The organism is Kineosporia succinea (assembly GCF_030811555.1).
Taxonomy (GTDB): Bacteria; Actinomycetota; Actinomycetes; order Actinomycetales; family Kineosporiaceae; genus Kineosporia; species Kineosporia succinea.
Map to the genome: position 1 here is coordinate 6,717,701 of NZ_JAUSQZ010000001.1, position 24,386 is coordinate 6,742,086.

The 24,386-nt window shown below is 71.5% G+C and carries 18 protein-coding genes; 2 read left to right on the plus strand and 16 right to left on the minus strand.

Going from position 1 to position 24,386, the window contains the following annotated elements; translation table 11 throughout:
* On the plus strand, positions 1–1,230 hold the full coding sequence (locus J2S57_RS29635) for an MFS transporter (protein ID WP_307249120.1): 1,230 nt from the start codon (positions 1–3) through the stop codon (positions 1,228–1,230).
* An 82-nt stretch (positions 1,231–1,312) separates the two neighbouring features.
* On the opposite strand, the gene J2S57_RS29640 is transcribed toward J2S57_RS29635, so the two are convergent.
* From J2S57_RS29640 to J2S57_RS29655, 4 genes are all read right to left on the minus strand, one after another.
* Positions 1,313–1,819: a peptidoglycan-binding domain-containing protein gene (locus tag J2S57_RS29640; protein WP_307249122.1), complete on the minus strand. Its 507-nt coding sequence runs from the start codon at positions 1,817–1,819 to the stop codon at positions 1,313–1,315.
* A gap of 208 nt (positions 1,820–2,027) precedes the next feature.
* Positions 2,028–2,543, minus strand: coding sequence for a peptidoglycan-binding domain-containing protein (locus J2S57_RS29645; RefSeq protein ID WP_307249124.1), 516 nt, complete (start codon positions 2,541–2,543; stop codon positions 2,028–2,030).
* Between the two features lie 329 nt (positions 2,544–2,872).
* A complete protein-coding gene (locus J2S57_RS29650) occupies positions 2,873–3,196 on the minus strand; it encodes a hypothetical protein (RefSeq protein WP_307249126.1) in 324 nt (107 codons plus the stop codon).
* A 321-nt stretch (positions 3,197–3,517) separates the two neighbouring features.
* Complete coding sequence (locus J2S57_RS29655; protein ID WP_307249128.1) at positions 3,518–4,045, minus strand: GNAT family N-acetyltransferase; 528 nt, start codon at positions 4,043–4,045, stop codon at positions 3,518–3,520.
* Positions 4,046–4,163: 118 nt separating this feature from the next.
* Here J2S57_RS29655 and J2S57_RS29660 point away from each other — a divergent pair, with 118 nt between their 5' ends.
* The gene (locus J2S57_RS29660; protein WP_307249131.1) at positions 4,164–5,414 is read left to right on the plus strand and encodes an ATP-grasp domain-containing protein; all 1,251 of its coding nucleotides are present in this window, start codon (positions 4,164–4,166) and stop codon (positions 5,412–5,414) included.
* Positions 5,415–5,463: 49 nt separating this feature from the next.
* Here J2S57_RS29660 and J2S57_RS29665 read toward each other — a convergent pair whose 3' ends face one another.
* The 12 genes from J2S57_RS29665 to J2S57_RS29720 all read right to left on the minus strand — a co-directional run bounded on the left by J2S57_RS29665 (position 5,464) and on the right by J2S57_RS29720 (position 24,386).
* Positions 5,464–7,005 carry an amino acid adenylation domain-containing protein gene (locus J2S57_RS29665; RefSeq protein WP_307249133.1) on the minus strand — a complete coding sequence of 514 codons (1,542 nt, stop codon included), beginning with the start codon at positions 7,003–7,005 and terminating at the stop codon, positions 5,464–5,466.
* Positions 7,002–7,265, minus strand: coding sequence for a phosphopantetheine-binding protein (locus J2S57_RS29670; protein ID WP_307249135.1), 264 nt, complete (start codon positions 7,263–7,265; stop codon positions 7,002–7,004). Before J2S57_RS29670 ends, J2S57_RS29665 begins: the two co-directional genes overlap by 4 nt.
* Before the next feature lie 17 nt (positions 7,266–7,282).
* Positions 7,283–8,449, minus strand: coding sequence for an acyl-CoA dehydrogenase family protein (locus tag J2S57_RS29675; RefSeq protein ID WP_307249137.1), 1,167 nt, complete (start codon positions 8,447–8,449; stop codon positions 7,283–7,285).
* A gap of 5 nt (positions 8,450–8,454) precedes the next feature.
* A complete protein-coding gene (locus J2S57_RS29680; RefSeq protein ID WP_307251141.1) occupies positions 8,455–9,636 on the minus strand; it encodes an aminotransferase class I/II-fold pyridoxal phosphate-dependent enzyme in 1,182 nt (393 codons plus the stop codon).
* Between the two features lie 132 nt (positions 9,637–9,768).
* The gene (gene sbnB / locus J2S57_RS29685) at positions 9,769–10,770 is read right to left on the minus strand and encodes a 2,3-diaminopropionate biosynthesis protein SbnB (protein ID WP_307249140.1); all 1,002 of its coding nucleotides are present in this window, start codon (positions 10,768–10,770) and stop codon (positions 9,769–9,771) included.
* A gap of 36 nt (positions 10,771–10,806) precedes the next feature.
* On the minus strand, positions 10,807–11,838 hold the full coding sequence (sbnA, locus tag J2S57_RS29690; RefSeq protein ID WP_307249142.1) for a 2,3-diaminopropionate biosynthesis protein SbnA: 1,032 nt from the start codon (positions 11,836–11,838) through the stop codon (positions 10,807–10,809).
* The gene (locus J2S57_RS29695; RefSeq protein ID WP_307249145.1) at positions 11,835–13,406 is read right to left on the minus strand and encodes a condensation domain-containing protein; all 1,572 of its coding nucleotides are present in this window, start codon (positions 13,404–13,406) and stop codon (positions 11,835–11,837) included. Before J2S57_RS29695 ends, sbnA begins: the two co-directional genes overlap by 4 nt.
* 38 nt (positions 13,407–13,444) lie before the next feature.
* On the minus strand, positions 13,445–14,776 hold the full coding sequence (locus J2S57_RS29700; RefSeq protein ID WP_307249146.1) for an ATP-grasp domain-containing protein: 1,332 nt from the start codon (positions 14,774–14,776) through the stop codon (positions 13,445–13,447).
* Positions 14,773–14,946: an MbtH family NRPS accessory protein gene (locus tag J2S57_RS29705; protein ID WP_307249148.1), complete on the minus strand. Its 174-nt coding sequence runs from the start codon at positions 14,944–14,946 to the stop codon at positions 14,773–14,775. Before J2S57_RS29705 ends, J2S57_RS29700 begins: the two co-directional genes overlap by 4 nt.
* Complete coding sequence (locus tag J2S57_RS29710; protein ID WP_307249150.1) at positions 14,943–18,734, minus strand: non-ribosomal peptide synthetase; 3,792 nt, start codon at positions 18,732–18,734, stop codon at positions 14,943–14,945. The genes J2S57_RS29705 and J2S57_RS29710 overlap by 4 nt, the downstream gene beginning before the upstream one ends.
* A 4-nt stretch (positions 18,735–18,738) precedes the next feature.
* Complete coding sequence (locus tag J2S57_RS29715; protein ID WP_307249152.1) at positions 18,739–22,599, minus strand: condensation domain-containing protein; 3,861 nt, start codon at positions 22,597–22,599, stop codon at positions 18,739–18,741.
* Entirely contained in the window at positions 22,596–24,386 is a 1,791-nt protein-coding gene (locus tag J2S57_RS29720; protein ID WP_307249154.1) for a non-ribosomal peptide synthetase, read from the minus strand. The genes J2S57_RS29715 and J2S57_RS29720 overlap by 4 nt, the downstream gene beginning before the upstream one ends.

Genomic DNA, 24,386 nt, shown 5'->3' on the forward strand with positions numbered 1-24,386 from the left:
GTGATCGAGACCGCGCCGCTGCAGTCGAGTGCCTTTCGCTGGTTCTTCGCGGGCCGCACGGTCTCCCTGCTCGGCAGCTTCATGTCCCCGGTCGCCATCGCCTTCGGCGTCCTCGAGATCACCGGCAGCGCCGCCTGGTTGTCCGCCGTCACCACCGCAGTTCTCATCCCGATGGTCGCCACCCTGCTCCTGGGCGGCGGAATCGCCGACCGTCACCGCCGCGACACCGTGCTGGCCCAGGCCAGTCTGGGTTCCGGCCTGGCCCAGGCCGGCATCGCCGCCCTGCTCTTCACTCACCAGCAGCCGGTCCTGCTGCTGCCCCTGGCCGCGCTCAACGGCGTCATGCAGGGCCTGGCCACTCCAGCCCTGCGCGGCATCGTCACGAACCTGGCTGCCGGACCCGGCCTCCAGCAGGCCAGCAGCCTGCTCGCCTCCGCCCGCAACCTCGGCCGTATCGCCGGCCCCGCCACTGCCGGCGTCCTCACGGCCACCGTGGGCGCGGGATGGGCGGTCTCGATCGACGCCGCATCCTTCCTGGTCGCCGCCGCCTGCTTCACCCGCATCCACCTGGCCGGCCCACCGGCCCGGGCTCACGCGTCAGGAATGCTCAGCGATCTCCGCGAAGGCTGGCGGTACTTCCGCTCACACACCTGGATCTGGACGGTCACCCTGGCCTTCGCCGTCTTCAATGCCACCAACCGGGGATTCTGGCTCATCCTCGGCCCGGTCATCGCCCAGGACACCATCGGCGCCCGCGGCTGGGGGCTCGTACTCAGCGCGCAAGGCGTCGGCGCCCTGAGTGCCACGCTCGCCTTGGCCCGCATTCCGCTGATGCGCCGTCCCATGCACGCGGCCCTCCTCGCCATGGCCCTGGCCGCGCTGCCACTGATCCTGCTGGGCACCGGAGCCGGTCTGCTCCCCCTGGCGGCCGCAGCGTTCCTCGCCGGGATCGCCGTCGATCTCTTCACCGTCGTCTGGGAGACCGTCAACTACACCCACATCCCCGAGCACCTGCTCTCGCGGGTCGGTGCGCACGACGAGTTCTGGTCCACGGTCTCCTTTCCCGCCGGCCAGCTCTCGGCGCCGCTCCTGGCCGCGGTGTTCGGAGCGCCCGCGGTCGCGCTCACCGGCGGGCTCGTGGCGGCGGCCGTCATGCTGGCCACCTCGTCCCTTCGCCCGCTGCGGAGGATCGAGATCCAGCACGACGGCAACCTCCCGCGAGCACGCTGAGCGGATCGGACCGGCGCACGTTGTGCGGCACAAAGACATTCGGCCCGGCCCCCTGCGGGAAACCGGGCCGAACGGGACGACGTCAGTCGCAGATGGACGAGCTCGTGTAGGAGAACGTGTCGCCGGTCGCGGTGGCGTAGTAGTAGCCGTTGCTCTGGCGGCCGAGCTTGAGAGAACCGCCGGCTTCGCCCTTGTAGGTGATGGTGCTGCCGGACAGGGTCAGCCGGTCGTCGGCCTTGCCGAAGGTCAGCGGGCCGACGGATCCGTCGGCCTCGAGACCGTGGTCCTTCTGCCACTTCTTGGTCGCGGCCGCGGTCACCGAGCCGAACCAGCAGTCACCGTCGCTCGGCGACAGGTATCCGTCGGCGACCAGCACTGCCTGCCAGAGGAAGACGGCATTGCTGTGGCTGCGGACATTCTGGGAGATCGTGCCCTCGTCGCCCCAGTCGTCGGTGACCACCCCGGCGCCGGCGATGTACCCCTGCGCGACCGACGCCTGCGCCGGCGCGGCGAGGCCGACCGTGCCCGCGGCCAGCGCCACGGCGGCGGCACCGACGACGATCCGGCGCATCCAGTTGCCCGTGTTCATGTTTCGCATGTTTCCCCCTCTGGTTGACGGCCCGGCTCTCCAGGTGGAGCCGGGCCGGACTGCACAGCGTCAGCTGCGGCGCGACGCGCCCGTGCAGGAGATCCTCACGGCGTACCCGACGTCCAACCGGTACCCGTCGGCGTTCCGACGCCCGTTCTGCCGAATACTGTTGGTGCCCAGTACCTCTGACAATCGGCCGTCGGCCGGATCAGTCGCAGACCGACGAACTGGTGTAGGACACCTTGTCGCCGGTCTGGTAGAAGTAGTAGTAGCCGTTGCTGTCGCGGTCCAGGGCGTTGAATTTAATGTTCTTGCCCTGGTAGACGATGCGGCCGCCCGACCAGACCAGATTGTCGTCGGCCTTGCCGAACGTCAGCGGGCCGACGGATCCGTCGGCCTCGAGACCGTGGTCGTCCTGCCACTTCTTGGTCGCGGCCTTGGTGTCCGCACCGAACCAGCAGTCCGCGTCGTAGATGGTCAGATACCCGTCCGAGACGAGCACCGACTGCCAGAGCATGACCGCGTTGCTGTGACTGCGGACCGTCGCCGAGATGGTGCCCTCGTCACCCCAGTCGTCGGTCAGAACCCCTGATCCCGCAATGTATCCCTGCGCCACCGACGCCTGAGCCGGCGCAGCACCGCCCACCGTTCCCAGGGCCAGAACCACCGCCGCACCGCTGACCAGCGCCCGGCGCGCCCATGCCCCCACTTTGACGTCTCGCACAGATCCCCCACAGATCAGACAAACCGGAATGATCTTCCGGAACATGAACATTAGGTGCTGTCGTGGCGGCCGTCCAGAGATTTCTGAGCACACCTGAGAACCGGCAGTTGTTCGAGGGTCCGAGGGAGTTCACACCTCGGAGGTCGGAGAATCCATCGTGACCGAGGTCGCCAGGGCGGGCCCCACGGGCACGGGAAGATTCGGGCCTGGACCATGCGGGTGGACGTAGGCCAGGAAAGTGACCTACTGACAACCTCTTTGAAAGACAACGTCGGCGCCCGCCCCGTCCCGGTGCAGTCGGCTGCAGGTGGCGTTCTGCGACTCGCCCATCACCTGGCCGGCTCTTCCGCAGCAGTTCGGAGGGCGACAGACCCAAGGCTTCCAGCAGACGGCGACTGCGGTTGCCCGGGAAGCAGGCACTCTCGGCGGCCGTTGAACCGGCGGACGGAAACGGTTTCGGGGTCCTGCTGACGGACCAGCTGGCGCGGCACGTCGTCGGTGACGTCGAAGGCCTCCACCTGAGGAACGTGCGACAGGCCCCGCAGCAGATGGTGCGGGCCGACCGCCGCGTCATCGTTGTGAAGGAAGGCCCGTCCCCGGACGAGGGCGAAGGCGTCGTCGGCCCCGAACCAGAAGGTGCTGACAGCAGGCACTTCCGACCCGGCCTACACACCACCGCCCATCACCTGCACGAAGGGTGACGGCGCGCTCCTGGCCGGACAGGAGGTTCGATGCGGCGACCTCGTCGTCCCCTGGACTGCAATCTACCGGCTCGGCCGGAGCTCCGAGGGCGTTGAGAAGCAGTTCCACCGGCAGCAGAGGGCCCTGGACCGCAAGGCCGCCGAATCGGTGGCGGCGAGTGGCCCGACGCCCCCTGCCCGGCCGGCCGGGACGCCGGAATCCGCGTCCCGGCCGGTCGCCTTCTCCAGCGACGCACGGTTCGAGCCGGCGACTGACGCCCACCCGCGGTGCGGTCAGGTACGGGCCGGGCGTTCGTAGAGGTGCTCGATTCCGTCTTCCTCGTCCCACTGCTCGCCGACGTGGGTGAACCCGAAACCGGCGATCGTGGCGAGGGATGCGTCGTTCGTCGGGCTGATGCTGGCCCGGACCGTGACGACCGAGGGCTCGGCAGCGGCCCACTCCAGCAGCGCGGCGACCATGCCCCGGGCGTGACCCCGCCGACGATGCGCGGGGTCGGTACCGTAGCCGACCTCCACCATGCCGGCCTCGTCCGGCGGGCCGTGGAAACCCCCCGCGCCGACGGGCACACCACTGGGCTCGGCCACGGCCGCCCGCACGACCCAGTCAGCCGCCGTGGGATCGCCCGCGATCTGCTCCAGGCGCATCTTCCACATCCAGTCGACCTCGTCGGACAGGAACCACTCCGTGAGAGGGATACCGCTCAGCGTCCGGGCGGTGTCCAGGTCACCGGCGATCAATGCCTCGAAAACTTCCGGCCCCAGCCGGACAAAGCGTATAAACGAGGGTGAAGTGTCTGCCATGCCGCCGATAATGGCATGAGTTCGTTTCGCCGTCCCGCATATCGCGGGCGTGACGTGACCATCCGGGCAACGGAGTGCGCGTCCCTGTCCACCGCTTCCGACGAAGGTGGTTCCTGCTGTGCCCATAGTTGTGGTCTACGACAAGGGATCGGCCGCTCCCGGCGAGATCATCGCGAGTCTCGCCGACGACGACGGCCTGGTGATCGTGCTCGCTGACACGGAGACGGCCCGCAACGCCCGGGTCGTCTTCGAGTCGTGCAGCCGGGCCGTGCTGGACCTGAGCGATGCCGACCTCCCGGCTCGGCTGCGGGCTCTGGGCGTGACCGGAATCGTCACCTACAGCGAGCGGATGCTGCAGGCCACCGCGGATCTCGCGGACCGCTGCGCCCTGGCCTACTCGCCGCCGCCGGCCGTGGCCGCCCTGACCGACAAGTCCGCGCAACGCGCCGCGCTGCGTGAGGGCGGCGCCGACGTCGTCGCGACGGCCGAGATCCGCTCGATCGACGACTATGCCTCTGCCCTGGCCCATGTCGGCGTTCCGGCCGTGATCAAACCGGCCCAGGGCGAGAGCAGCCGGAACACACTGCTGGTCCACACGGCCGACGAGGGCCGGCAGGCCGTCACCGACTACCTGACGGTCGAGAAGCGGCTGGTGATGGAGGAATTCCTCCGGGGAACGGCACCGGAGGAACCCTACGGCGACTACGTCTCGGTGGAGAGCGCCGTTCTCCCCTCGGGGCCGGTGCAGTACGCCATCACGGGAAAGTTCCGGCTCGCCCCACCGTTCCGCGAATCCGGGCAGTTCTGGCCGGCCCGGCTCGACGACGACTTGGCCGCGGAGGTGAGCCGGCTGGCCGGCTCGGCCATCACCGCGCTCGGGATGACCACGGGGCTGGCTCACACCGAGATCAAGCTGACCGCGGACGGTCCGCGCATCATCGAGGTCAACGGGCGTCTGGGCGGCCTGCAGCCGGACCTGGCAGCGCGGGCCACCGGGCTCGACACCATCCGCCTGGGCGCTGACATCGCTCTCGGCCGGCCGGTCGAGCTGGCACCGGTACGCCCCGACCGGGTGTACTTCCAGCTCTTCACCCCCGGACCGACCACGAACGGGTTCCTCCGGCGGAGCTGGGGTGGGCGTGAGGCTCTGGCCCTGCCCGGGGTCACCGCCTACCGGGCCTACGCCCGGCCGGGCACCGTGGTCGGCGGCACCTCGAGCAACTGGCTCGATCTCACCTGCGGTGTCGTGGACAGCCACGCGGAGCTGCCCGCGCTCGTCCGGGCCGTGACGCAGGTGCTGCACTACGAGTTCGACATCGTCGGCACCAGCGTCGTGCGTACCGCAGCCGACCTGCTCGTCAACCCGTGACCCGGCGACGGTGGGGCCGCCCCCCGGCGGCCCCACCGTCCAGCCACTGTCAGGCCGGAACTGATCCGCCGGCCCGCACCGCAGCCTCCAGGGCGGTGCGGTCGATCTTGTCGGTCGAGGTCCGGGGCAGCGTCTCGAAGAACTCGAAGCGGTCCGGAATCATGTACCGCGGCAGCCTGTCCCGGCAGGAGCGGGCCAGGCCGGGCGGCGCGGCCGGGGCGCTCAGCACCAGACAGGCGACGAGCCGGTTGGTCACCAGCTCGTCGGGAACCGCGATCACCGCGCACTCGGTAACCGCTGGATGCCGGTACAGCGCGGCCTCGATCTCGGCGAGCTCCACCCGGTAGCCGCGGGTCTTGACCTGGTGGTCGCGCCGCCCCAGGAAGACAAGCTCACCGTCGGCGTTGCGCCGGACGATGTCACCGGTGCGGTAGGCCGGCGCGCCGGCCGGGTTCCGGACGAGCGCCCGGGCCGTGCGGTCCGGATCGCCCCAGTAGCCGCGCATCACGGTCGGGCCGCTGATCAGCAGCTCACCGGATTGCCCGGCCGCGACCAGGCGGCCGTCGTCGCCCACGACAACTGCCGTGGTGCCGGCGATGGGCCGGCCGATCGGTACCGGGGTGTCCGAGGACGGCGGCCGGGTCACGTCGTACCAGGTGCAGACGTTCGTCTCGGTCGGCCCGTAGAGGTTCACGAAACGGGCGTGGGGCACGCCGGCCATCAGGGACCGCAAGGCCGGGGCCGGGAAGACCTCACCCGCGAAGAGCACGACCCGAAGCTGCGGGAAGCAGCCCGCGGTCAGGCTTCCCTGCCGGACCAGCAGCGTCAGGGCCGACGGCACCGAGTACCAGACGGTGACGCGGGCGTCCTCGATGAACTGCGCGAGATCGACCGGGAAGACCAGAGCCTTCACCGGCACCAGGACCACTGCGGCACCGGCGTACGCGGCCGCGTACAGGTCGAAGATCGACAGGTCGAAGTGCAACGGGGCATGGCTGGAGAGCCGGTCGTGCGCAGAGAGGTCCAGTTCCTGCGCCGCCCACTCGACGAAGGCGAGCCCGTTGCCGTGGGTCAGGGTGACGCCCTTGGGCGACCCGGACGACCCGGACGTGTAGAGCACATAGGCGAGGTCGTCGGGTCCCGTCCGCGGCAGCGGCACCTCCGGCCCCGCCGGCTCCGCTGTCGGGGCGCTGAGGTCCGCCACCAGCACGGTGAACAGACCCGGCAGATCGGCCAGCGCACCGGCGGACCCACGGGCGTCGGTCACGAGAGCGCTGATACCGCAGTCGGTGGCGATACCCCGCAGCCGCGCGACCGGCGCCTGGGGATCCAGGGGAACGTAGCCGGCACCGGCCTTGAGAATCCCGTACACCCCCGCGACGGCCTCGGCCGACTTGGGCAGGTGGATGCCGACCCGGTCACCCCGGCGGACGCCGGCCGCGACCAGCCGCGCGGCGATCCGGTCCGACGCCGCGTCCAGTTCGGCGTAGCTGACCGGCCGGGCACCGTCGACCACCGCCGGCCGGTCCGGGTACCGGGCGGCCGAGCGCCGCAGCAGGTCGGGCAGCGAGCGTGGGGCCGGGGCGGTCACGCGCTCGCACCCCGGCGGACGAAAGCCTCGATCGCCGAGAGGGTCTCGAAGTTGGCCGCGACCAGATCCATCTCCTGGACCGCGATCCGGTATTCGCTGGCGATCCAGTGGGCGACCTCGGGCAGGCTCAGCGAGTCGATCACGCCGGCCTGGATGAGAGACGTGTCGTCGGTGAGTTCCTCGGCCGTTCCCGGCCATTCGAGCTCTTCCATGATGAAGGTGCGCACAGCGTCCTTGACGTTCGTCGTGTCGACGGGCATGTGATCGTCCTCTCGGATCAGCGGCGGGCGCCGCGGGAAGTGAGCCCCATCTGGTGGGCGGCCAGACTGCGCTGGATCTCGGACGTTCCCGAGTACAGCCGGCCGGCCAGCGAATCGCGGAGGTCGCGCTCGATCTCGTACTCGGTGGTGAAGCCGTAACCGCCGTGCACCTGAACGGCGTCCAGGCCGGACTGCACGAAACTCTCACTGACGAACACCTTCGCCAGGGCGGCCTCCACCTGGGTGGGCCGGTCCCGGTCGATCAGCCAGGCCAGCCGGTACAGCAGCAGACGGGAGGCCTCCAGCCGCATCCGCATGTCCACGATCCGGTGCGAGACGGCCTGGTACCCACCGATCGCCTGACCACCCTGTCTGCGGGTTCGGGCGTGGCTGACACATCGCTCGAGGTCGCGGCGCATGGTGCCGAGAGCGGTCCCGAGGATGAAACTCCGCTCACGCTCCATCGTCCAGGTGAAGACGGCCGCGCCGGCGCCCTCCCGGCCGAGCAGCGCGGAGGCCGGAACCGGGCAATGGTCCAGGATCACCTCGGCCATCGGCGAGGTGCGCAACCCGGACTTGCCGATCGCCGGCGAGACGCTCAGGCCCGGGGTCTCCCGGTCCACCAGGAAGGCGCTCACGCCGGAGAAGCCCCGACGGTCGGGGTCGACGGCGAAGACCACGAACAGATCGGCGACGGGCGCGTTGGAGACGAAGGTCTTCGTCCCGTTGAGCACGTACCGGTCGCCGACGCGAGCGGCGGTGGTGGACATCGCGAACGCGTCCGACCCGGAGCCGGGCTCTGACATGGCGTGCGCGGCGATGAGTTCGCCCTTCGCCATCGGCGGCAGGTACCGCGTCTTCTGCCCGGCGCTGCCGAACCGGACGATCGGGGAGACCCCGGCCCACAGATGCGCGTGCACCGAGAACAGCAAACCGTTGTCGCGGCAGCCGAATCCGACGGCCTCCAGGGCCGTCATCATGGTGACCGCGTCCGCGTCGGCACCTCCGTACTCGGGCGGGATCGGAAGACCGAGCAGCCCCACCTCGGCGACCTTGCGCCAGCTCTCCCGGGAGAACTCGCCCTCGTGGTCACGCCGTACCAGGTCGTCGTTGAGTTCCTTCTCGGCAAAGGTCTCCAGGACGGCGCAGAACTCACGTTGCTCGGGAGTCGGGTCGAAATCCATCGGGCTCAGAACCCGAACTTCGTCTTGGCCTCGGTGAGCGCGCCGACCAGGTGGTCGAGTTCGTCCTGGGTGTGACGGCTGGAGACGCCGACCCGGAGCCGGCCCGAACCGGCCGGCACGTGCGGGTAGACGAACGGTGCGACGATGAGTCCCTGCCCCATCAGCCATTTCGCCACACTGACGGTGCGGTCCTCGTCGCCGACCAGCACCGGCACGATGTGGCTACGCGTGTTGATCAGGTCGAGTCCGGCCTCCCGCAGCGCCGCGGTGAGCTTTTCGGTGTTGGCCACCAGACGCGCCCGCAGCTCGTCCCCCTGCCGCTCCAGCAGGTCCAGGGACGCGAGGGTCGCGCCCGCCACGGCCGGCGCCGAGCCCCGCGACGAGGTGTAGGAGGCGGACATGTAGCGCAGCTGCCGCTCGAACCAGTCGTGGGTCAGCACGAAACCGCCGATGCTGCCCAGGGTCTTGCTCATCGTGCCGACCAGGACGTCGATCTTGTCGAGCACCCCGAAATGCTCGGCCACACCGAGTCCGCTGGGGCCGATCGAACCGAACGAGTGGGCCTCGTCGACGACGACCTTGGCGTCGTAGGCCTCGGCCAGTTCGACGATCCGGTCGAGCGGCGCGTAGTCACCGTCCGCGCTGTACAGGCCGTCGACCACGATCACCCGGCGACGCTTGTCACCGGTCTGCTTGAGCAGCGTCTCCAGCCGCTTGGTGCTGTTGTGCGGAAACGTGCGCACCTCCGCGCCCGACAGCCGGCTGCCCATGAACAGCGAGCTGTGGGACAGCCGGTCGTTGATGACGACGTCCTCGGGTCCGGCGAGCGCCGACACTGATCCGGCTGAGGCCGACATGCCGGACGGGAACATGATGGCCGCGCGCCCGCCGGACATCTTGCGCAGCTTCTCCTCCACCGAGTGGTGGATCCGGGTGTGACCGCAGATGAGCTGGGACGCGTAGGTGTTGGTGCCGAAGCGCTCGATCGCCTCGATCGCGGCGCGCTTGAGTTCGGGGCGCTGCGACAGGCCGAGGTAGTCGCAGGAGCCGAACATGGTCAGCTCACCGTGCGGCTCGATGGTGACGGTGTTGGCCTGGTTCGACTCCACGATCGGGAAGAAGGGCGAGACGCCCTCCTGCTCCCAGCGCAGGTAGCTGTCGTCGAGCGCGGTCAGGTCGGCTTTCATGGCCACGGAGTCTCCTAGAGGCGTACGTCGGGGCAGACCCGGTCCGGAGACGGCTCGGGCCGGGGATGTGTGCGGGTGCGGTCTGGGTGGTGCTGTCGGCGTGGACCGTCGGGTGCTGGGGTGGACCGGGCGTCACCAGCGGGTGGTCTCCCCGAAGAAGTCCGGCACGGCGACGGCGGTCCCGGCCGTGCGTGCCTGCTGCACGACGTAGGCGCCGACGGCGATGTCGAGCACGCCGAGGCCGAACGGGGAGAACACGATCGGCCGGTCCTGTTCGACGGCCAGGTCACCGGCCAGGACGTCGGCGAGGGTTCCGTCGACGAAGTCCCGGTTGCCGGTCAGTTGCTCGGTCAGGTGTGGCGAGGTGTTCGCCTTGAGGCAGTGCTCGACGTCGTCGAGGACGTTGTGGGCGGCGCTCAGCACCTCGGGAGCCAGGTCACGCAGGGAGATGTTGAGCACGAGCTGCCCGGCCGTGAACGGGGTGGTGACGTACGGTTCCAGGGCTGTGGTGGCGAGGACGACCGTCTCCGCGGCGAGTGCGTCGGCCAGGTCGGGGGTGACCGTGACCGGCCGGCCGATGCTCTTCCGGACGTGCTCCGCCAGGGCTGCGGCGGCCACCGGGTCGATGTCGTGCACGACGTAGCTGTCCGGGGCGCAGCCCGCTGCCTCGAGGAAGTCGCAGATGTTGCGGGCGATGATCCCGGCTCCCACCACGGCGATCCGGGTTCCCTGGTAGCCGGAGGGGCGCAGCGCGGCGGCGGCCAGGGCCGCCGAGGCGGCGGTTCGTGCGGAGCTGATCGTGGCCGCCTCGAGACAGGCCACCGGGTATCCGGTGACGTAGTCGTTGAGAACCAGGACCGCGGAGGCACGGGGAACACCGGAGCGGATGTTGGCCGGGAAGCTCGCGATCCACTTCAGGCCGGCCAGTTGCACGTCTCCTCCGACGTAGGCGGGCAGGGCGATGATGCGGGAGTCCGGCTTTTCCGGGAACCGCAGGAAGTAGCTGTCGGGATTGATCGTCCCGCCGTCCCGGTGCAGGAGGTAGGTCTCGCGCACCAGGTCGAGCACGTCGGTGCGGCCGGCTTCGATGACGGGGCGCACGGCGCTCCCGGGGACCACGTCGAACGAGAACACTTGTCTTCACTGTCCTTTCGTTGCCTCGGGCAGTCGTCAGGTCGTGGCCGGGGCCGCGGCCCGGGAGCGGGCGGTGCCCGGCATCGGCTCCAGGGCGGCCACGCCGAAGTGCTCGGCGACCCACTCGTCGTTGTAGACGGTGTCGAGGTAGCGGTCGCCCATGTCCGCCGAGATGCACATGCTGTTCAGCCGGCGGTCCGGGTCGTGGTGGTCCAGCCAGGTCAGCGCACCGCTGAGCACGGTTCCGGTGGAACCGCCGAAAAGCATGCCGTGCGAGGCGAGCAGGCGGCACACCTGGATCGTGTCGGCCTCCGAGACGGACACGGTGTCGGCGAAGAGGCCGAGCTCGAACATCGGTGGCGGGACGCTGGCGCCCAGGCCGGGGATCCGGCGGGGTGCCGAGGGGTGGCCGAAGGTCACGGAGCCCTCCGTGTCGATCGCCACCACCCGCGTCCGTGGTCGGCGGTCGCGCACGTACCGGCCGCAGCCGACCGCTGTCCCCCCGGTGCCCACTCCGACGAAAAGTACGTCCAGGTCGGGGAATCCGGTGAAGATCTCCCGGGCGGTGCTGTCGTAGTGGGCATCGCAGTTGGCCCCGTTGGTGTACTGGTTGAGCCACAGGTAGCGGGAGTCCCCGGCGCACAGCCGGGCGACCAGGTTCAGACGTGCCTGGAGGTAGCCACCGACCGGGTCGGGCTCGTCCACGACGACGAGCTCGGCCCCGAAAGCCCGCATGGCCGCGGCCGTGGTCGCGTTGCACCGGGAGTCGGTGACGCAGGTGAAGCGCAGGCCCTTGCTGGCCGCGATGATGCTGAGCGCCACCCCGAGGTTGCCCGACGACGACTCCACGAGGATCGTCTCGTCACGGATCGACGAGGCCCGCTCGGCGGCCGCCACCATCGCGGCGGCCGCCCGCATCTTGATCGAGCCGCCGAAGTTCAGGCCCTCACACTTGAGGAACACCTGCCGCTCGACGATCGGCGCGAGGTCGACGTAGGTGTCGGCGCTGACGAGTTCGTGCGGTGAGCGCACGATTCTGGGGTTCGCCGAGCCCGGTCCGGCGCTCACGCGACCCCGGCCCGGGGGTCGGCCACCGCGTCCGGCACCGCGACGATGTGGTCGAGCGACGTGAGAAAGGTGGCGAGCACCTGCGTGGCGAACGTCTCGTCGTAGCAGGCTCGGTCGTAGTCGACGGTGATCGCCAGACCGGCTCCGGTGTTGGCGACGTCGAGAGACAACGGGATGTCGATGCTGACGTCCGCGAACTGCCCGGCCTCGACGAGCCCTTCCTCGACCAGTCGCAGGCTGGGCCGCAGGTGGACGTAGTTGAACGAGGCCTGGAACGCGCCCGGGCCGGTGATCGCGAGCGTCTCGGCGTAGGGAAACCGCCGGTGCGGCAGCATGTCCCGTTCGGCCTCGAAGGCGCGCCGGGCGGCCTGGGCCCAGGTGGCCCCGGTCAGGTCGATGCGGACCGGGACGTAGTTGACGAAGAGCCCGAGGGTCAGATCGGCTCCCTCCTCCTCCGGGCGACCGCTGGTCAGCACGGCGACCGCCGGGAGCGGATCGCCGCGGACCGTTTCGACGGCCGCCGTGTAGGCCGCCAGCAGAATGCTTTTCGGTGGGAGATGCCGGCTCGCGGCCACGTCGAACAGGCGGTCGGCCGAGGCCTGGGGCACCTGGGCGCGCAGCTCGGCGGGCCGGGCCGGGCCGGCCGGGGTGACGTCGGACGGGACCGGTGCGGGGGCCAGTTCGGTGAAGTGGGCCCGGGATCCCGCGTCCTGGGCGGCTTCCCGCTCCAGCCGGACGTAGTGCGCGTACGGCAGCGGATCCGGCAACCGCGGTTGCTCGCCCTCCAGCAGTCCGGCGTACACCGACACCAGCTCGCTGAGCAGACTCGCGGCGCTCCAGCCGTCGAGCAGGGCGTGGTGGTAGGCCACGGTGAGCCGGAAGGAGCCGGGTCCCAGCACCGCCGCGTGAAGGCGCAGCAGGGGCAGTTTCTCCGGGTCGAAGGAGTCACTGAGCCCGGTCATGACTGCGGTGGTCCGCGCCGTCAGCTCCTCGGCGCCCAGACGGCTGTGGTCGGCGACCGTCACAGGGATCTGTGCCGTCCCCTCGACGAGCTGCATGGCCTCGCTGAACTCACTGAGGTCGAACCGCGTCCGCAGGGTCGCGTGCCTGCCGGTGACGTACTGCACCGCGGTGCGCAGAACCGCTTCGTCGAGGGGGCGGCGCACGTCGTTGGCGCTCGTGCAGACGTACGTGCGGCCGTCGCTCATCAGGCTCTCGTAGATCACGCCGAGCTGGAGCCGGGTCGCGGGCATCGCCTCGACGACCGAGGGCGGGACCTTCTCGCGGTCCGCGGGCGTGAGCAGGTCCAGACCGGCACCGGTGCGCTCGGGGGCCGGGTCGAGGGTGGCGCACACCCCCCGGACCGTCGGGTACCTGAACATGTCGATCAGCGTGAGCGTGACGCCGCGCCGTTGTGCCTCGCCGATCACCTGGATCGCCAGCAGCGAGTCTCCGCCGCAGGAGAAGAAGTCGTCGTCGGCCCCGATACCGCTGGTCTGCAGAACCTCTTCCCAGACCTCGACGAGAATGGTCTCTGCTGCGGTTTGCTCGTGTGCCTCGTGAGCCACGGGTGTCCTCTCCCGATCGTGTCCGGACGGTGATGCGGTCACAGCGAGCCCAGTTCGGCGCGGGTGACGGTGCGGGGTTCTGGTTCCCCGCTCAGGGCGAACTCGAAGGTGAGGTGCTGGTCCACCCGTTTCACCAGGGTGGCCAGGGCGTCGTGGTCGGCGACCACGCCGCTGACCCGGCCGAGTTCCTGGGTGGCCACACCGCCGGCCAGGCGCTGCCCGGGACGGACGTAGGTCCGGCACAGCTGCACGCCCTCGAGGGCTCGCACGGCCTCGGTGCCGCCGTGGCCGCGGACGGTGGCGGGCCTGCGCGGGGCCGGATGGAACGCCTGGAAGTAGACCTGGCCGACCGGGACGATCCGCGGCGGCGCCGGTTCCCCCAGGGCGATCCGGGCCGCGTACTCGATCAGGTCGAGGCCCATCGCGCGCTGGGCCAGGTCCTGGATCCCGCCGCCGAGTCGCCCGTTGACCTCGATCAGCCGGGGCCCGTCGGGAGTGAGCTTGACCTCGGTGTGGGTCAGGCCGTCGCGAACCCCGAGCGCCCGCACCGCCCGGCCGGCCAGGTCGCGGATCCGGTCGTTCTCGGGCGCCGGGAACGGGGACGGCCAGAACCGGCCGGTCTCCCGGAACGGGGGAACCATCGGCAGTTTCCCGGTGACCGCGATGTCGGTGACCCGGCTGTCACGCACAGCGCTCTCCACCGAGACGTAGTCGCCGAACGGGGCGCAGTCACGCCCGGGCAGGTACTCCTCCAGGACCAGTCCGCCGCCGCGAACGTGCCCCGGCGCGGGCAGCGACAGCACCTGCCGGGCCAGTTCCCGGCCGGTCCCGGCGTCGGCGACCAGGTACGTGTTCCCGCTCGCGGCCCCGTGGACCGGTTTCAGCACCGCGGGCAGACCCACCCGGGACAGAGCCGGTTCCCAGTCGGCCAGGGCGTCGACCCGGGCCGAGCGGACCGCGTCGATCCCGGCAGCGCGCAGGACCGCTCGCTGCTGCCACTTGTCGGTCAGCAGTTCGGCCGTGCGGGGGCTGTGGAAACGCAGTCCCAGCCGCGCCGCCAGGTCGGCGGTCAGCCGCTGGACCTGCTCGGTGTAGGTCACGATGCCCGCCACGGAGAACTCCCGCAGCCGCTGCGCGGTCCGCGCGACGTCGTCGGCCCGCACGACCTCCCCGAACGACGCCAGGACCGGGGCCACCGCCTCGGTGTGGGCGTTGACCGGCACGACGAAGATGCACGCCATCCGCTCGGTGAGGGAGACCGCGAGGTCGGAGGGGCTGGCGGGCCCCTGGTCGTAGACCACGGCCAGCCGAGGCCTCAGCCCAGTCGTCGGCCCGATCGTCGGGTCGGTCGGGTCGGTCGGGTCGCTCATCGGGTCGGCTCCGTGACCGGTCTCAGGTCGAGCCAGGTCGCGTCGACATGGTCGAGGCACGCCGCTTCGCTCCCGTCGAACCCGGCTGACCGCCAGCCGGCCGGCAGCCGCCGGGCCCGGGGCCACACCGAGTACTGCCCCGCCGGATTGATCACCACGAGATGGGTCACGACTGCACCTCCCCTTCCGTCTGACGGCGCAACGCCGCCAGGAACTCGTCGGCCAGGTCGTGCACCCGGCCGGGCGCGATCTTCTCGGCGCTGAAGAGCCACTCCACGCTCACCCGGCCCGCCACGACGCCGGCCCGGATCTCGATCAGCGCGGGCCGGGGAGTCAGCGGGGAACGGGCCTCGCCCGCGTTCGCTGAGGTGGGCGTGCCCAGGAAGTCCAGGCCGGAACCGGGCGCGGCGGCGTCCACGTACCGGATCTCGCCGAGGACGTCGAACATGATGGACGGGGTGGGCACGGCGTCCAGGGCCGCTCGGACGGACCGGTCCGGATGCCCGTACCTCAGCAACCCGAAGCCGCGGCCGTGCCCGGGGACCGCGCGCAGCCGGTCGCTGACGGTTGCCAAGTGCGTCCGGTCGTCGTGCCCGCCCGGCAGCGGCAGCCGGAACGGGTAGGCCGTGCTGAAGTATCCGACGGTGCCGCTGACGTCGAGGTCGTCGAACAGGTCCTCCCGTCCGTGCCCGCCCAGCTGGACCAGCACGTCGCCGCCGGGGCAGCCGAGCCACTCCTGGATCGCCCGCCCGAGGGCGGCGGTGAGCCGCTCGCCCACCGGCGCACGATGCCGTCGCGATTCCAGGAACCGGGTGCTGGACCCGGCGTCCAGCACGGTGACGAAGTCGACCTGGTCACGCTGGACGCCCCAGTCGCCGTCGGTGATCGGCACGGCGGACCAGTCACCGAGCCAGTGCCCCGGCGCCCAGCGCTCCGGCTCGCGCAGCGCCTCCTCGGCCAGGCGCCGGGTCCAGTCGTGGAACGAGGCGGTGGGGGCGGGCAGGTCCGCGGCCGGTCCGTCCCGCAACAGGGTGGAGAGCTCGGTGGCCAGAATGTCCCAGGACAGCATGTCCAGCACCGCGTGGTGGACGATCAGGACGAGCCGGTCCTGCTGCGGGCCACGGACGACACCCACCCGGCACACCGGCCCGTCGTACAGGTTCAGGGACCGGTGCAGAGCGGTGGCATGGGCGTGCGTCTGGCGGTCCAGGCCGGCGGCATCGTCCGGCGCGAGCACGAACTCGCTCACCGGAGGCGCCGCGTCGCTCCACCCCTGCCGGATCCCCTGACCGGTAGGCACGAACCGGGACCGCAGGGCGGGGTGCCGCCCGGCCAGCGAGCCCACCGCGTCCTCGATCTGGGCGAGGGAACGGTACTGCGGCAGGGTGAACAGCACCGAGCTGTTCCAGTGGTGCGGCTCGGGAGTTCCCGAGCGGAAGAAATCCTCCTGGGCGGCGCTCAGGGGTGCCAGGTCGGGCGGGAGAACTCCCGCCGGCGCCCCGGGCGTTCCGGACTCGTCGCTGACGCTCCGGATCGCCTCGGCCATCGCTTCCACGGTTCCTGACTGCAGAACCACCCGCGGGCGCAGGACGACACCGTGGGCACGCAGGGCCTGGGTGAGCCGGATGCTCACGATGGAGTCGCCGCCGATGTCGTGGAAGTCGTCGCGCCGGCCGACCCGCTCGACCCGCAGCTGCTCGGCCAGGACCGTGCAGAGCAGGCGCTCCAGGTCGTCGCGCGGTGGTTCGTAGGTGCCGGCCGCGACCACGTGCTCACCCGCGAGGCGGCGCAGGACCAGGTGGTCGACCTTGCCGTTCTGGTTCAGGGGCAGCTCGTCCCGGACCAGCAGCAGGTGCGGAACCATGAAGGCCGGCAGCTGCTCGCTCAGGTGGGCGAGCAGGGCTTCCGGGCGCACGTCGGTGCCGGGACGGCGAGCGGCGAAACCGACGAGCCGCTCCAGACCCTCGTCCCGGACCAGCTCCACCGCAGCCAGTACGACGTCCGGATGAGCCTCCAGGACGACGCCGATCTCGCCGAGCTCGATCCGGCGGCCCCGGAACTTCACCTGGGTGTCGGCGCGACCGAGACACTCCAGAACCCCGTCGGCCCGCCAGCGGCCACGATCACCGGTGCGGTACATGCGGGTGCCCGGTGCCCCGTACGGATCGGGCAGGAAGGCGGCGGCGGTGAGCCGGGGCCGGCGGTGGTAGCCGCGCCCCACGTTCGCCCCGCCCACGAAGATCTCACCGATGACACCGGGTGGCAGCGGCTGGAAGTCGCGGTCCAGGACGTAGAGCCGGGTGTTGGGCAGCGGCCTGCCGATCGGGGCGTACAGATCGTCCGGCCCCGGCACGACCGGGCCCTGGGTGACGTCGTCGGTGCACTCGGCCGGGCCGTACGCGTTGTCCAGGGGCACCCCCGGCATCTCGCTGTTCCACCGGCGGGCCAGATCCACCCCGAGAACCTCCCCGGTGGAGATGAGCCCACGCAGCTGAGAGCGGGCCCGGCCGGCCAGCTCGGGGTCGGCCCGGAACTGGTCGAGCAGCACGGCGATGAAAGTCGGTACCAGCTCCACGTACTCGTAACCGTGATCGACGATCAGGGCGGCCATCGCCGCGGGATCCTGCGTGACCTCGTCGGGGAGCACACACACGGTGGCCCCCACGGTCAGCGGCGCGAACATCTGCCAGACCGAGATGTCGAAGCTCACCGGTGCGGTCTGCGGCAGTTCGGTGCCGGGCCGCATCTCGCAGTCGAGGGCCCGCAGACGCATGAAGTTCAGGAACGAGTGATGCTCCAGGCTGGCCCCTTTGGGATCACCGGTGGAGCCGGAGGTGTAGATGACGTAGGCCAGGTCGTGAGGATCCGGGACCTCACCGAGCAGACCGTCGACGGTGTCGTCGTCGAGGTCGAGATCGGCGAGCCGCGCGGCGGCCAGCAGCTCGCCGAGGTCGAGGACAGTGTCGGGGCCGTCGCCGGGCTGCTCACCGGACCGGTCACCGGACCGGTCACCGGCGCTGATCAGGGCCCGTACCCCGGCCAGCAACCGGTGTCGACGGGCGGCGGGGATCGACGGCTCGACCGGGAGATAGGCCGCCCCGGAGAACAGGATCCCGACCGCCGCGACCACGAACCAGGTGTCGCGCGGGGCGATCAGGGCCACCACGTCGTCACGGCCGACGCCGGCGGAGCGCAACCGGGCACTGATCAGGAGCGCGGCCCGGGCGAGCTGTGCGTACCCGACCTCGTCCCGCCCGTCGTGGACGGCGGGGGCGTCCGGGCGCTCCCGCGCCTGCTGCAGCACCAGCCGCCGGTACGCGAGTTCACCCCGCACGTCGCGGGTGCGGTTGAACCCGTTCACCACCGCCTCGTGGGCCGGGCCCGGCAGGATCGGCAACTCGGCGACGGTGGTGCCGGGCCGGCTCAGCCCGGCCCGCAGCACCTCGGCGGTCCCGGAGACCAGGGCGGTGAGCAGCGTTGCGTCCAGGCGAGCGGACTCCCCCACCACGGCACCGGCCCGGACGGTGAGGACGACGTCCTCACCCGGCCCGCCGACGTCCTCCCCGCCGACCGTCATCGTGACGCTCCCGGCCGTGAGGCTGCGGATCCCACCGGCGCCGGAGGCGATGTCGGTCAGGACGGCCGCACGGACCCGGCCGAGCAGATCCCGGAACGTCACCTCGGCGTCCGTCTCGACGAGAACCCGGGCACCCTGCGGCGGCGGCTCGCCGGTGCCGAGCAGGCACCGGTCGCCGCACCCGAGGCGGCGCAGGACCACGGCGGCGGCCGCCGCGAGCGCGGTCCACCGGAGGGTGGCGTCGCCGCCGGTGACGGCGTCCAGCCGGTCGGCGGCGCCGGGGGCGAGCGGATACCGGACCGGGCCGCGGGCGGGCGGGCCGGCGAGCAACACGGAGCGGACGTTGTCGGCGGCCTCGCTCAGGACGGTGCTGGAGTTCATGAGATCACTCACCTCCGAAGACGAATTCGGGGACGTCGGTCGAGGGCGCGCCCGGTGGTGGCCCGATCAAGGAGTTCAGGGGCGTGGCGGGCCCACCGGTGGCCAGCTGGTGCAGGAGGGTGCGGTAGCTCTCCAGCCAGGTCGCCGCCGTGGACGGTTCGATCAGGGCGACCGCGACCCGCAACGACAGCTCGAGTCCGGTCGGCCCGCTGAGAACGGTCATTTCCAGGGGGAACTGGGCATCCGTCTGCTGGATGTCGACGGGTTCGAGCACGGTCCCGGTCCCGAGGCGGCGCGGGGTGTCGGCCCGGTGCAGGCCGAGCATGGTGTCGGCGAGCGCTCCCCGGGCGGTGCGGGGCGCGGTGCGCAGGATGTGGTCGGTCGGGTAGTCACCGTGGCTGATCGCCTGCAGCGAGCTGGAGCGGACCTGGTGCAGGAGGTCGGCGAAGGTGGCCAGGCCGGAGCTCCGGACCCGCACCGGCACCGTGTTGACGAAACAGCCGATGATCGCCTCGTCCCCCGCCGCCCGATTGGCGACCGGCATCGCGACGCAGATGTCGTCGGCGCCACCGAGCCGGGACACCAGGAGTGCCCAGGCCGCCAGGACGACCATGTTGAGCGAGCAGCGTGCACGGTCGGCGAGGCCCTGGAGTGCGGCGGCCGGCTCGGCGCCCAGCCGCGCCGCCAGGCTGGCCCCGGTCATCACCAGGTGGGCCGGACGGTGGTCGTGGGGCAGCCGGCCCGGTGACGCTGATGCCAGGTAGTCCGTCCAGAAGGCGCGCAGCCGCTCGCCGCGCGCACCGTCCAGCATCTCCCGCTGCGAGGCCACGTGGTCGAGATAGCTGCGGTGGGTGACCGGCGGCCGGAGACCGGCCAGTTCGTCCATGACCAGGGCCCAGGACGAGCCGTCGAAGAACAGGTGGTGGAAGGTGAGCGTCAGGTACTCGCGTTCGGCGTCCCGGTAGCGCACCCGGATCAGCTGGAACCGGGTCGGCGGGCGGTTGTGCGGGTCCAGCGGCTCGGCGATGAGCGTGGCGAGGCGAGCATTTAGCGTGGCCCGTGCCTGTTCCTCGGTCTCGGTGGAAAGGTCGATCTCGATCCGGCGCAGGGCCTGGGCCGGATGCGGGGCGGCGGCGACCACCTGGCGAGGGCCGTCGTGGGTGTCGGTCAGGGTGCAGCGCAGCATGTCGTGACCGGCCACGATCTGCTGAAGGGTTACGGCGAGCCAGGTCTCGTCGACGGGACCGTGCAGGCGGAACACCGCCGGCACGTGGTAGGCGTCCGACTCGCCGTCGAGGGCACCGGCTGCCCAGATCGCGGTCTGCTGGCCCGACAGCGGCCAGCTACGGGGAGCTGCGTCCGGAAGTTGCCGCGCAGGGGTCGTTTCGGACGTCGGGCGCAGATGGTCGGCGAGCTCGCGCAGGTCGGTGAAGTCGAACAGGTCGAGGACTTCGAGGTCCGTGCCGAACCGCTCGTTGAGCATCGAGACGAGCACCACGCCGCTGAGTGAGTCGCCACCGCGGGCGAAGAAGTCGTCGTTCTCGGTCACCGGCTCCTTGAGAACCTCGGCGGCGATCCGCACGACCTCCGATCCGATGTCAGAGCCGATGTCTGGGCCGATCTCCGGGCCGATGTCCGGGCCGATGTCCGGGCCGGCACCGGCTTCGGCGACCGGTTCGGCCCGGGCCGGCGGCGCCGCGACGGGCCGGGTGTCGGCCGGCTCGATCTCCGGCCAGCACGGAGCCTCCTCACGAGGTGTGCCCGGCAGTTCCACGCGCCGGGCCGGTCGTCCCAGCCCGGCTGCCCAGTCCAGGTCGTGGCCCTGCACGTACAGACGGGCGAAGGCGTCGGGCAGGGAGACCGTCACGGTGTGCGGTGAACCGGCCGCCGACGCCGCCAACGACAGCGCGCTGCCGGGAGTCAGGTCGATCAGCGTCACCGCGCCACCGAACCGGTCCAGGGCGGCCCGCAGCCGGACCGGTTCGGGCACACCCGGTTCCGAGGCTCCCGGTTCCGATGCAACCGGTTCCGAAGCGACGTGCTCCAGCGCGTCCGCGAGGCTGATGTGGCCTTCCGCGTGCCTGCGGACCAGAACGCCGGTGCCGTGGGCCAGCACCAGATCGATGGGGACCTCGAGTGCGCGAACGGCGGCATAGCCCGCGACACCCACGAGGAGGTTGCGCTGGGCCGCGCTCCAGGTGCCGCGCGGCACACACGCCCGGGCCTCGGCCAGAACGGCGGCGGCGGCCGGGTGGACGGCGAGATCTTCCGGACTGCCGCTGTTCTCGCCCGCCGTCCCCAGCAGGATCACCACGGGTTCCGGGGTCGTCCCCCGGTCGGGGGTCCCGCGCAGCGTCCCGGCGATCTGCTCACGAAGGTCGCCGATTCCGGTGGCGACCCAGGCGTGCCGGTGCGCGAAGTGCTGCCGGCCGCCGCTGAGCACACCGGCGACCGCGTCCAGGTCGCACTCCCGTTCTCCGAGCGTGCGGTGCAGCTGCTCGGCCAGCCGCCGCAGACCGTCCCTCCCTGGTGCGGACAGCAGCACCGGGCGAGGCTGCCCCGACCCGCCCGGGGCAACGACCCGCGGTCCCTCCTCGACGATCAGGTGCGCGTTCGTCCCGCTGAGCCCGAAACTGCTCAGCCCGGCCCGGCGCGGGCTGCTCGCCGTCCAGGGCACCGTGCGGTCGGCGACCTCCAGGGCCGCGTCGCCCAGCTCGATGAGCGGATTGACGGCGCGGAAGTTCGCGGTCGGGAAGATCTGCCCGGCCCGGAACTGGGCGATGATCCGGACCAGCCCGGCCAGACCGGCCATCGCGTCGAGGTGGCCCAGGTTGGCCTTGACCGAGGAGACCAGGCGACGCCCGTCGTCCGGCTCCACCCGCCCGTAGGTGTGGGCCAGGGCCTGCATCTCGATCGGGTCACCGATGCGGGTGCCGGTGCCGTGAGCCTCCAGGTAGCCGACGGTGGCCGGGTCGACGTGGCTGTCGCGCCAGGCCGCCTCGATCACCTCGGCCTGCGCGAGCGGACTCGGCGCGCTCAGGCCGCTGCTGCGCCCCGCGTCCTGGTTCAGCGCACCGCCCCGGAGGACCGCGTGCACCGTGTCACCGTCGGAGATCGCCTCCGGCAGGCGCTTCAGCAGGACGAACCCGCCACCCTCGCCGGCCACGATGCCGTCGGCGGCCGCGTCGAAGGGCCGGCACCGGCCGCTGGGCGAACCGACGCCCATCCCCTCGTTCGCGGCCGGCCGGGCCGGGATCTCCCCGAGGATCGCGGCGTACCCGCCGACCAGCGCGAGCCGGCCCGGCCCCTGCAGCAGTCCCGTGCGGGCCTGGTGCAGCGCCACCAGGAACGACGAGCAGGCGGTGTCGACCACGGTGGCAGGCCCGCGCAGGTCGAGATGGTAGGCGATGCGCCCGGCCGCGTTCGCGGGCAGGCTGCCCGCGAACGCCCGGCCCGAACTGCGGTGCGGCTCGGCCAGCAGATGCACCAGGCTGGGCAGGATGCCGCAGTACCCGGCCACCACCACCGCGGCGTCACTGCCGCGCAGTTCGGCCGCCGAGTACCCGGCGTTCTCCAGGGCGGCCACCGCGAGGGTCAGCATGCGCCGCTGGCGCGGGTCGATCAGCTCGGCCTCGGCCCTGGGCAGGCCGAAACCCCGATGGTCGAACACCCCGATCTCCGGCTGCCAGCACCCGTCACCGTCGGCCTCGGAGCGCGTCAGGCCCATCGCGGCCGCCCGTTCGGCCGGGTAGGGCCCCACCTGGTCGCGGCCCGCGGCGAGGACCTCGACGAGGCTGTCCCAGTCGCTACTGCCGGGCAGCTCGAAGGAGACCCCGATCACCGCGACGGCGTCGTCGTCGTTCACAGGTCGACCACCACCGGCGCCGGTCGCCCCTCGGGTCCGCCGCCGAGCCGGACGGCCAGATCCGCCACGGTCGGATGCGCGTACAGATCGGCCAGGGTGAAGTCCGGGAACCGCCTGCGCAGGCGGCCGAACACGGCAACCGCCTTGAACGACGTCCCACCCGACTCGACGAACCGGTCGTGCCGGCCCACCCGGGAGCTGCCGAGCACCTCGCACCAGATCTGGGCGACGAACTCCTCGACCTCACCGACCGGTTCCTCACCGGCCGGCGGCCCGGAGGCCTCCCCGGCGACCAGCTCCCGCAGCGCGCCGTAGTCGGCCTTCCCGTTCATGGTGACCGGGATGTACGGCACCAGGTGCAACCGGCTGGGAATCAGCGCGGCGGGCAGACGTTCGAGAAGCCAGGCGACGATGTCGGAACTGCTCGCCGTGCCCACGACGTAGGCAGCCAGCTCCGGGGACGCCCCCGGCTCGGCCCGCTCGCCCCGGACCGTGGCCAGCCGGACCCCGGGAACGCCGAGCAGAGCGGTCTCCACCTCCCCGGGTTCCACCCGGTTGCCCCGGATCTTGAGCTGGTCGTCGGCCCGGCCGAGATAGTCGAACCGGCCCTCGGGAGAACGGATCACCAGGTCGTCGGTGCGGTACAGGCGTTCGCCGCCGACGGTGACGAACTTCTCGGCGGTCTTGACCGGATCGCCGCGGTACCCGGTGGCCAGACACTGACCCCCCAGATGGAGGACGCCGGTGGTCCCGTCCGCGACGGGCCGGTCCTCCTCGTCCAGCACCACGGTCCGGATCCTGGGCAGCGGGTAGCCGATCGGTACCCGCTCGGCGTGTCCGTCGGAGGCCTCGACCCGGTGCACGGTCGCCACGATCGTCGCCTCGGCCGGACCGTACCCGTTGTAGATCTCGATCGTGGGTGCCGCGGTGAAGATCGCCCGCACCAGGCGCGGCGGCAGCGCTTCCCCGATGAAGATCACCAGCCGCCGCGGCAGCAGGCCGGACAGCTCGCCGGCGCTCGCGAGCGTCTCCAGCAGTGACGGGGTGAAGGTGACGACGTCGACCGGGTGCTGTGCGAGCTCCCCGGCCAGACGCAGCGGGTCGAGCGTCGTCTCCCGGTCGTAGATGTCCAGCCGGGCCCCGGACAGCAGGGCGCCGTAGATCGACGCCTTGCCGATGTCGGCGGCGAACGTGGTGGCGACACCGTAGGATCCGATGTCCCCCAGCTCGGCGGCCAGCCCGAAATACCCTGCGCAGTAGTTGATCAGCGCGTGGTGCGGCACCTCGACCGTCTTCGGCGTACCGGTGGACCCCGAGGTGAGGACCAGGTAGGCCGGGTCGGCTCCGCCCAGCCCGTCCGAGATCCGGTACGGGGCCAGCGGCGGCCGGTCGCCGAGGTCACGCACCAGCCAGTCGCCGTCGGCCCGGTCCCGATTGCGCGCGTCGGTCAGCACCGCCGCCGGCCGGACCGCGGCCAGGAGCACGGCGACCCGCGCCTGGGGGTCCGTCGGTTCCAGGTGCACGTAGGCGGCCCCGACGGCCCAGGTGGCGAGCACGGCCACGACGGCCTCGGGTGAGCGCTCGAGCAGCGTGGCCACCACATCGCCCCGGCCCACCCCGTGTGAACGCAGCTCGTCGGCGATGCCCCCGGCCCGCTGTGCCAGCTCCTCGTAGGTCAGCTCCGTGCCCGCGTGACGCACGGCAGGGCGCGTCGGCACCGCCTCGGCCACCCGGGCGAAAGCGTCGGCCGTGGTGAGAGGTCCGGTCGGTGGAAGCAGGTCGATCAC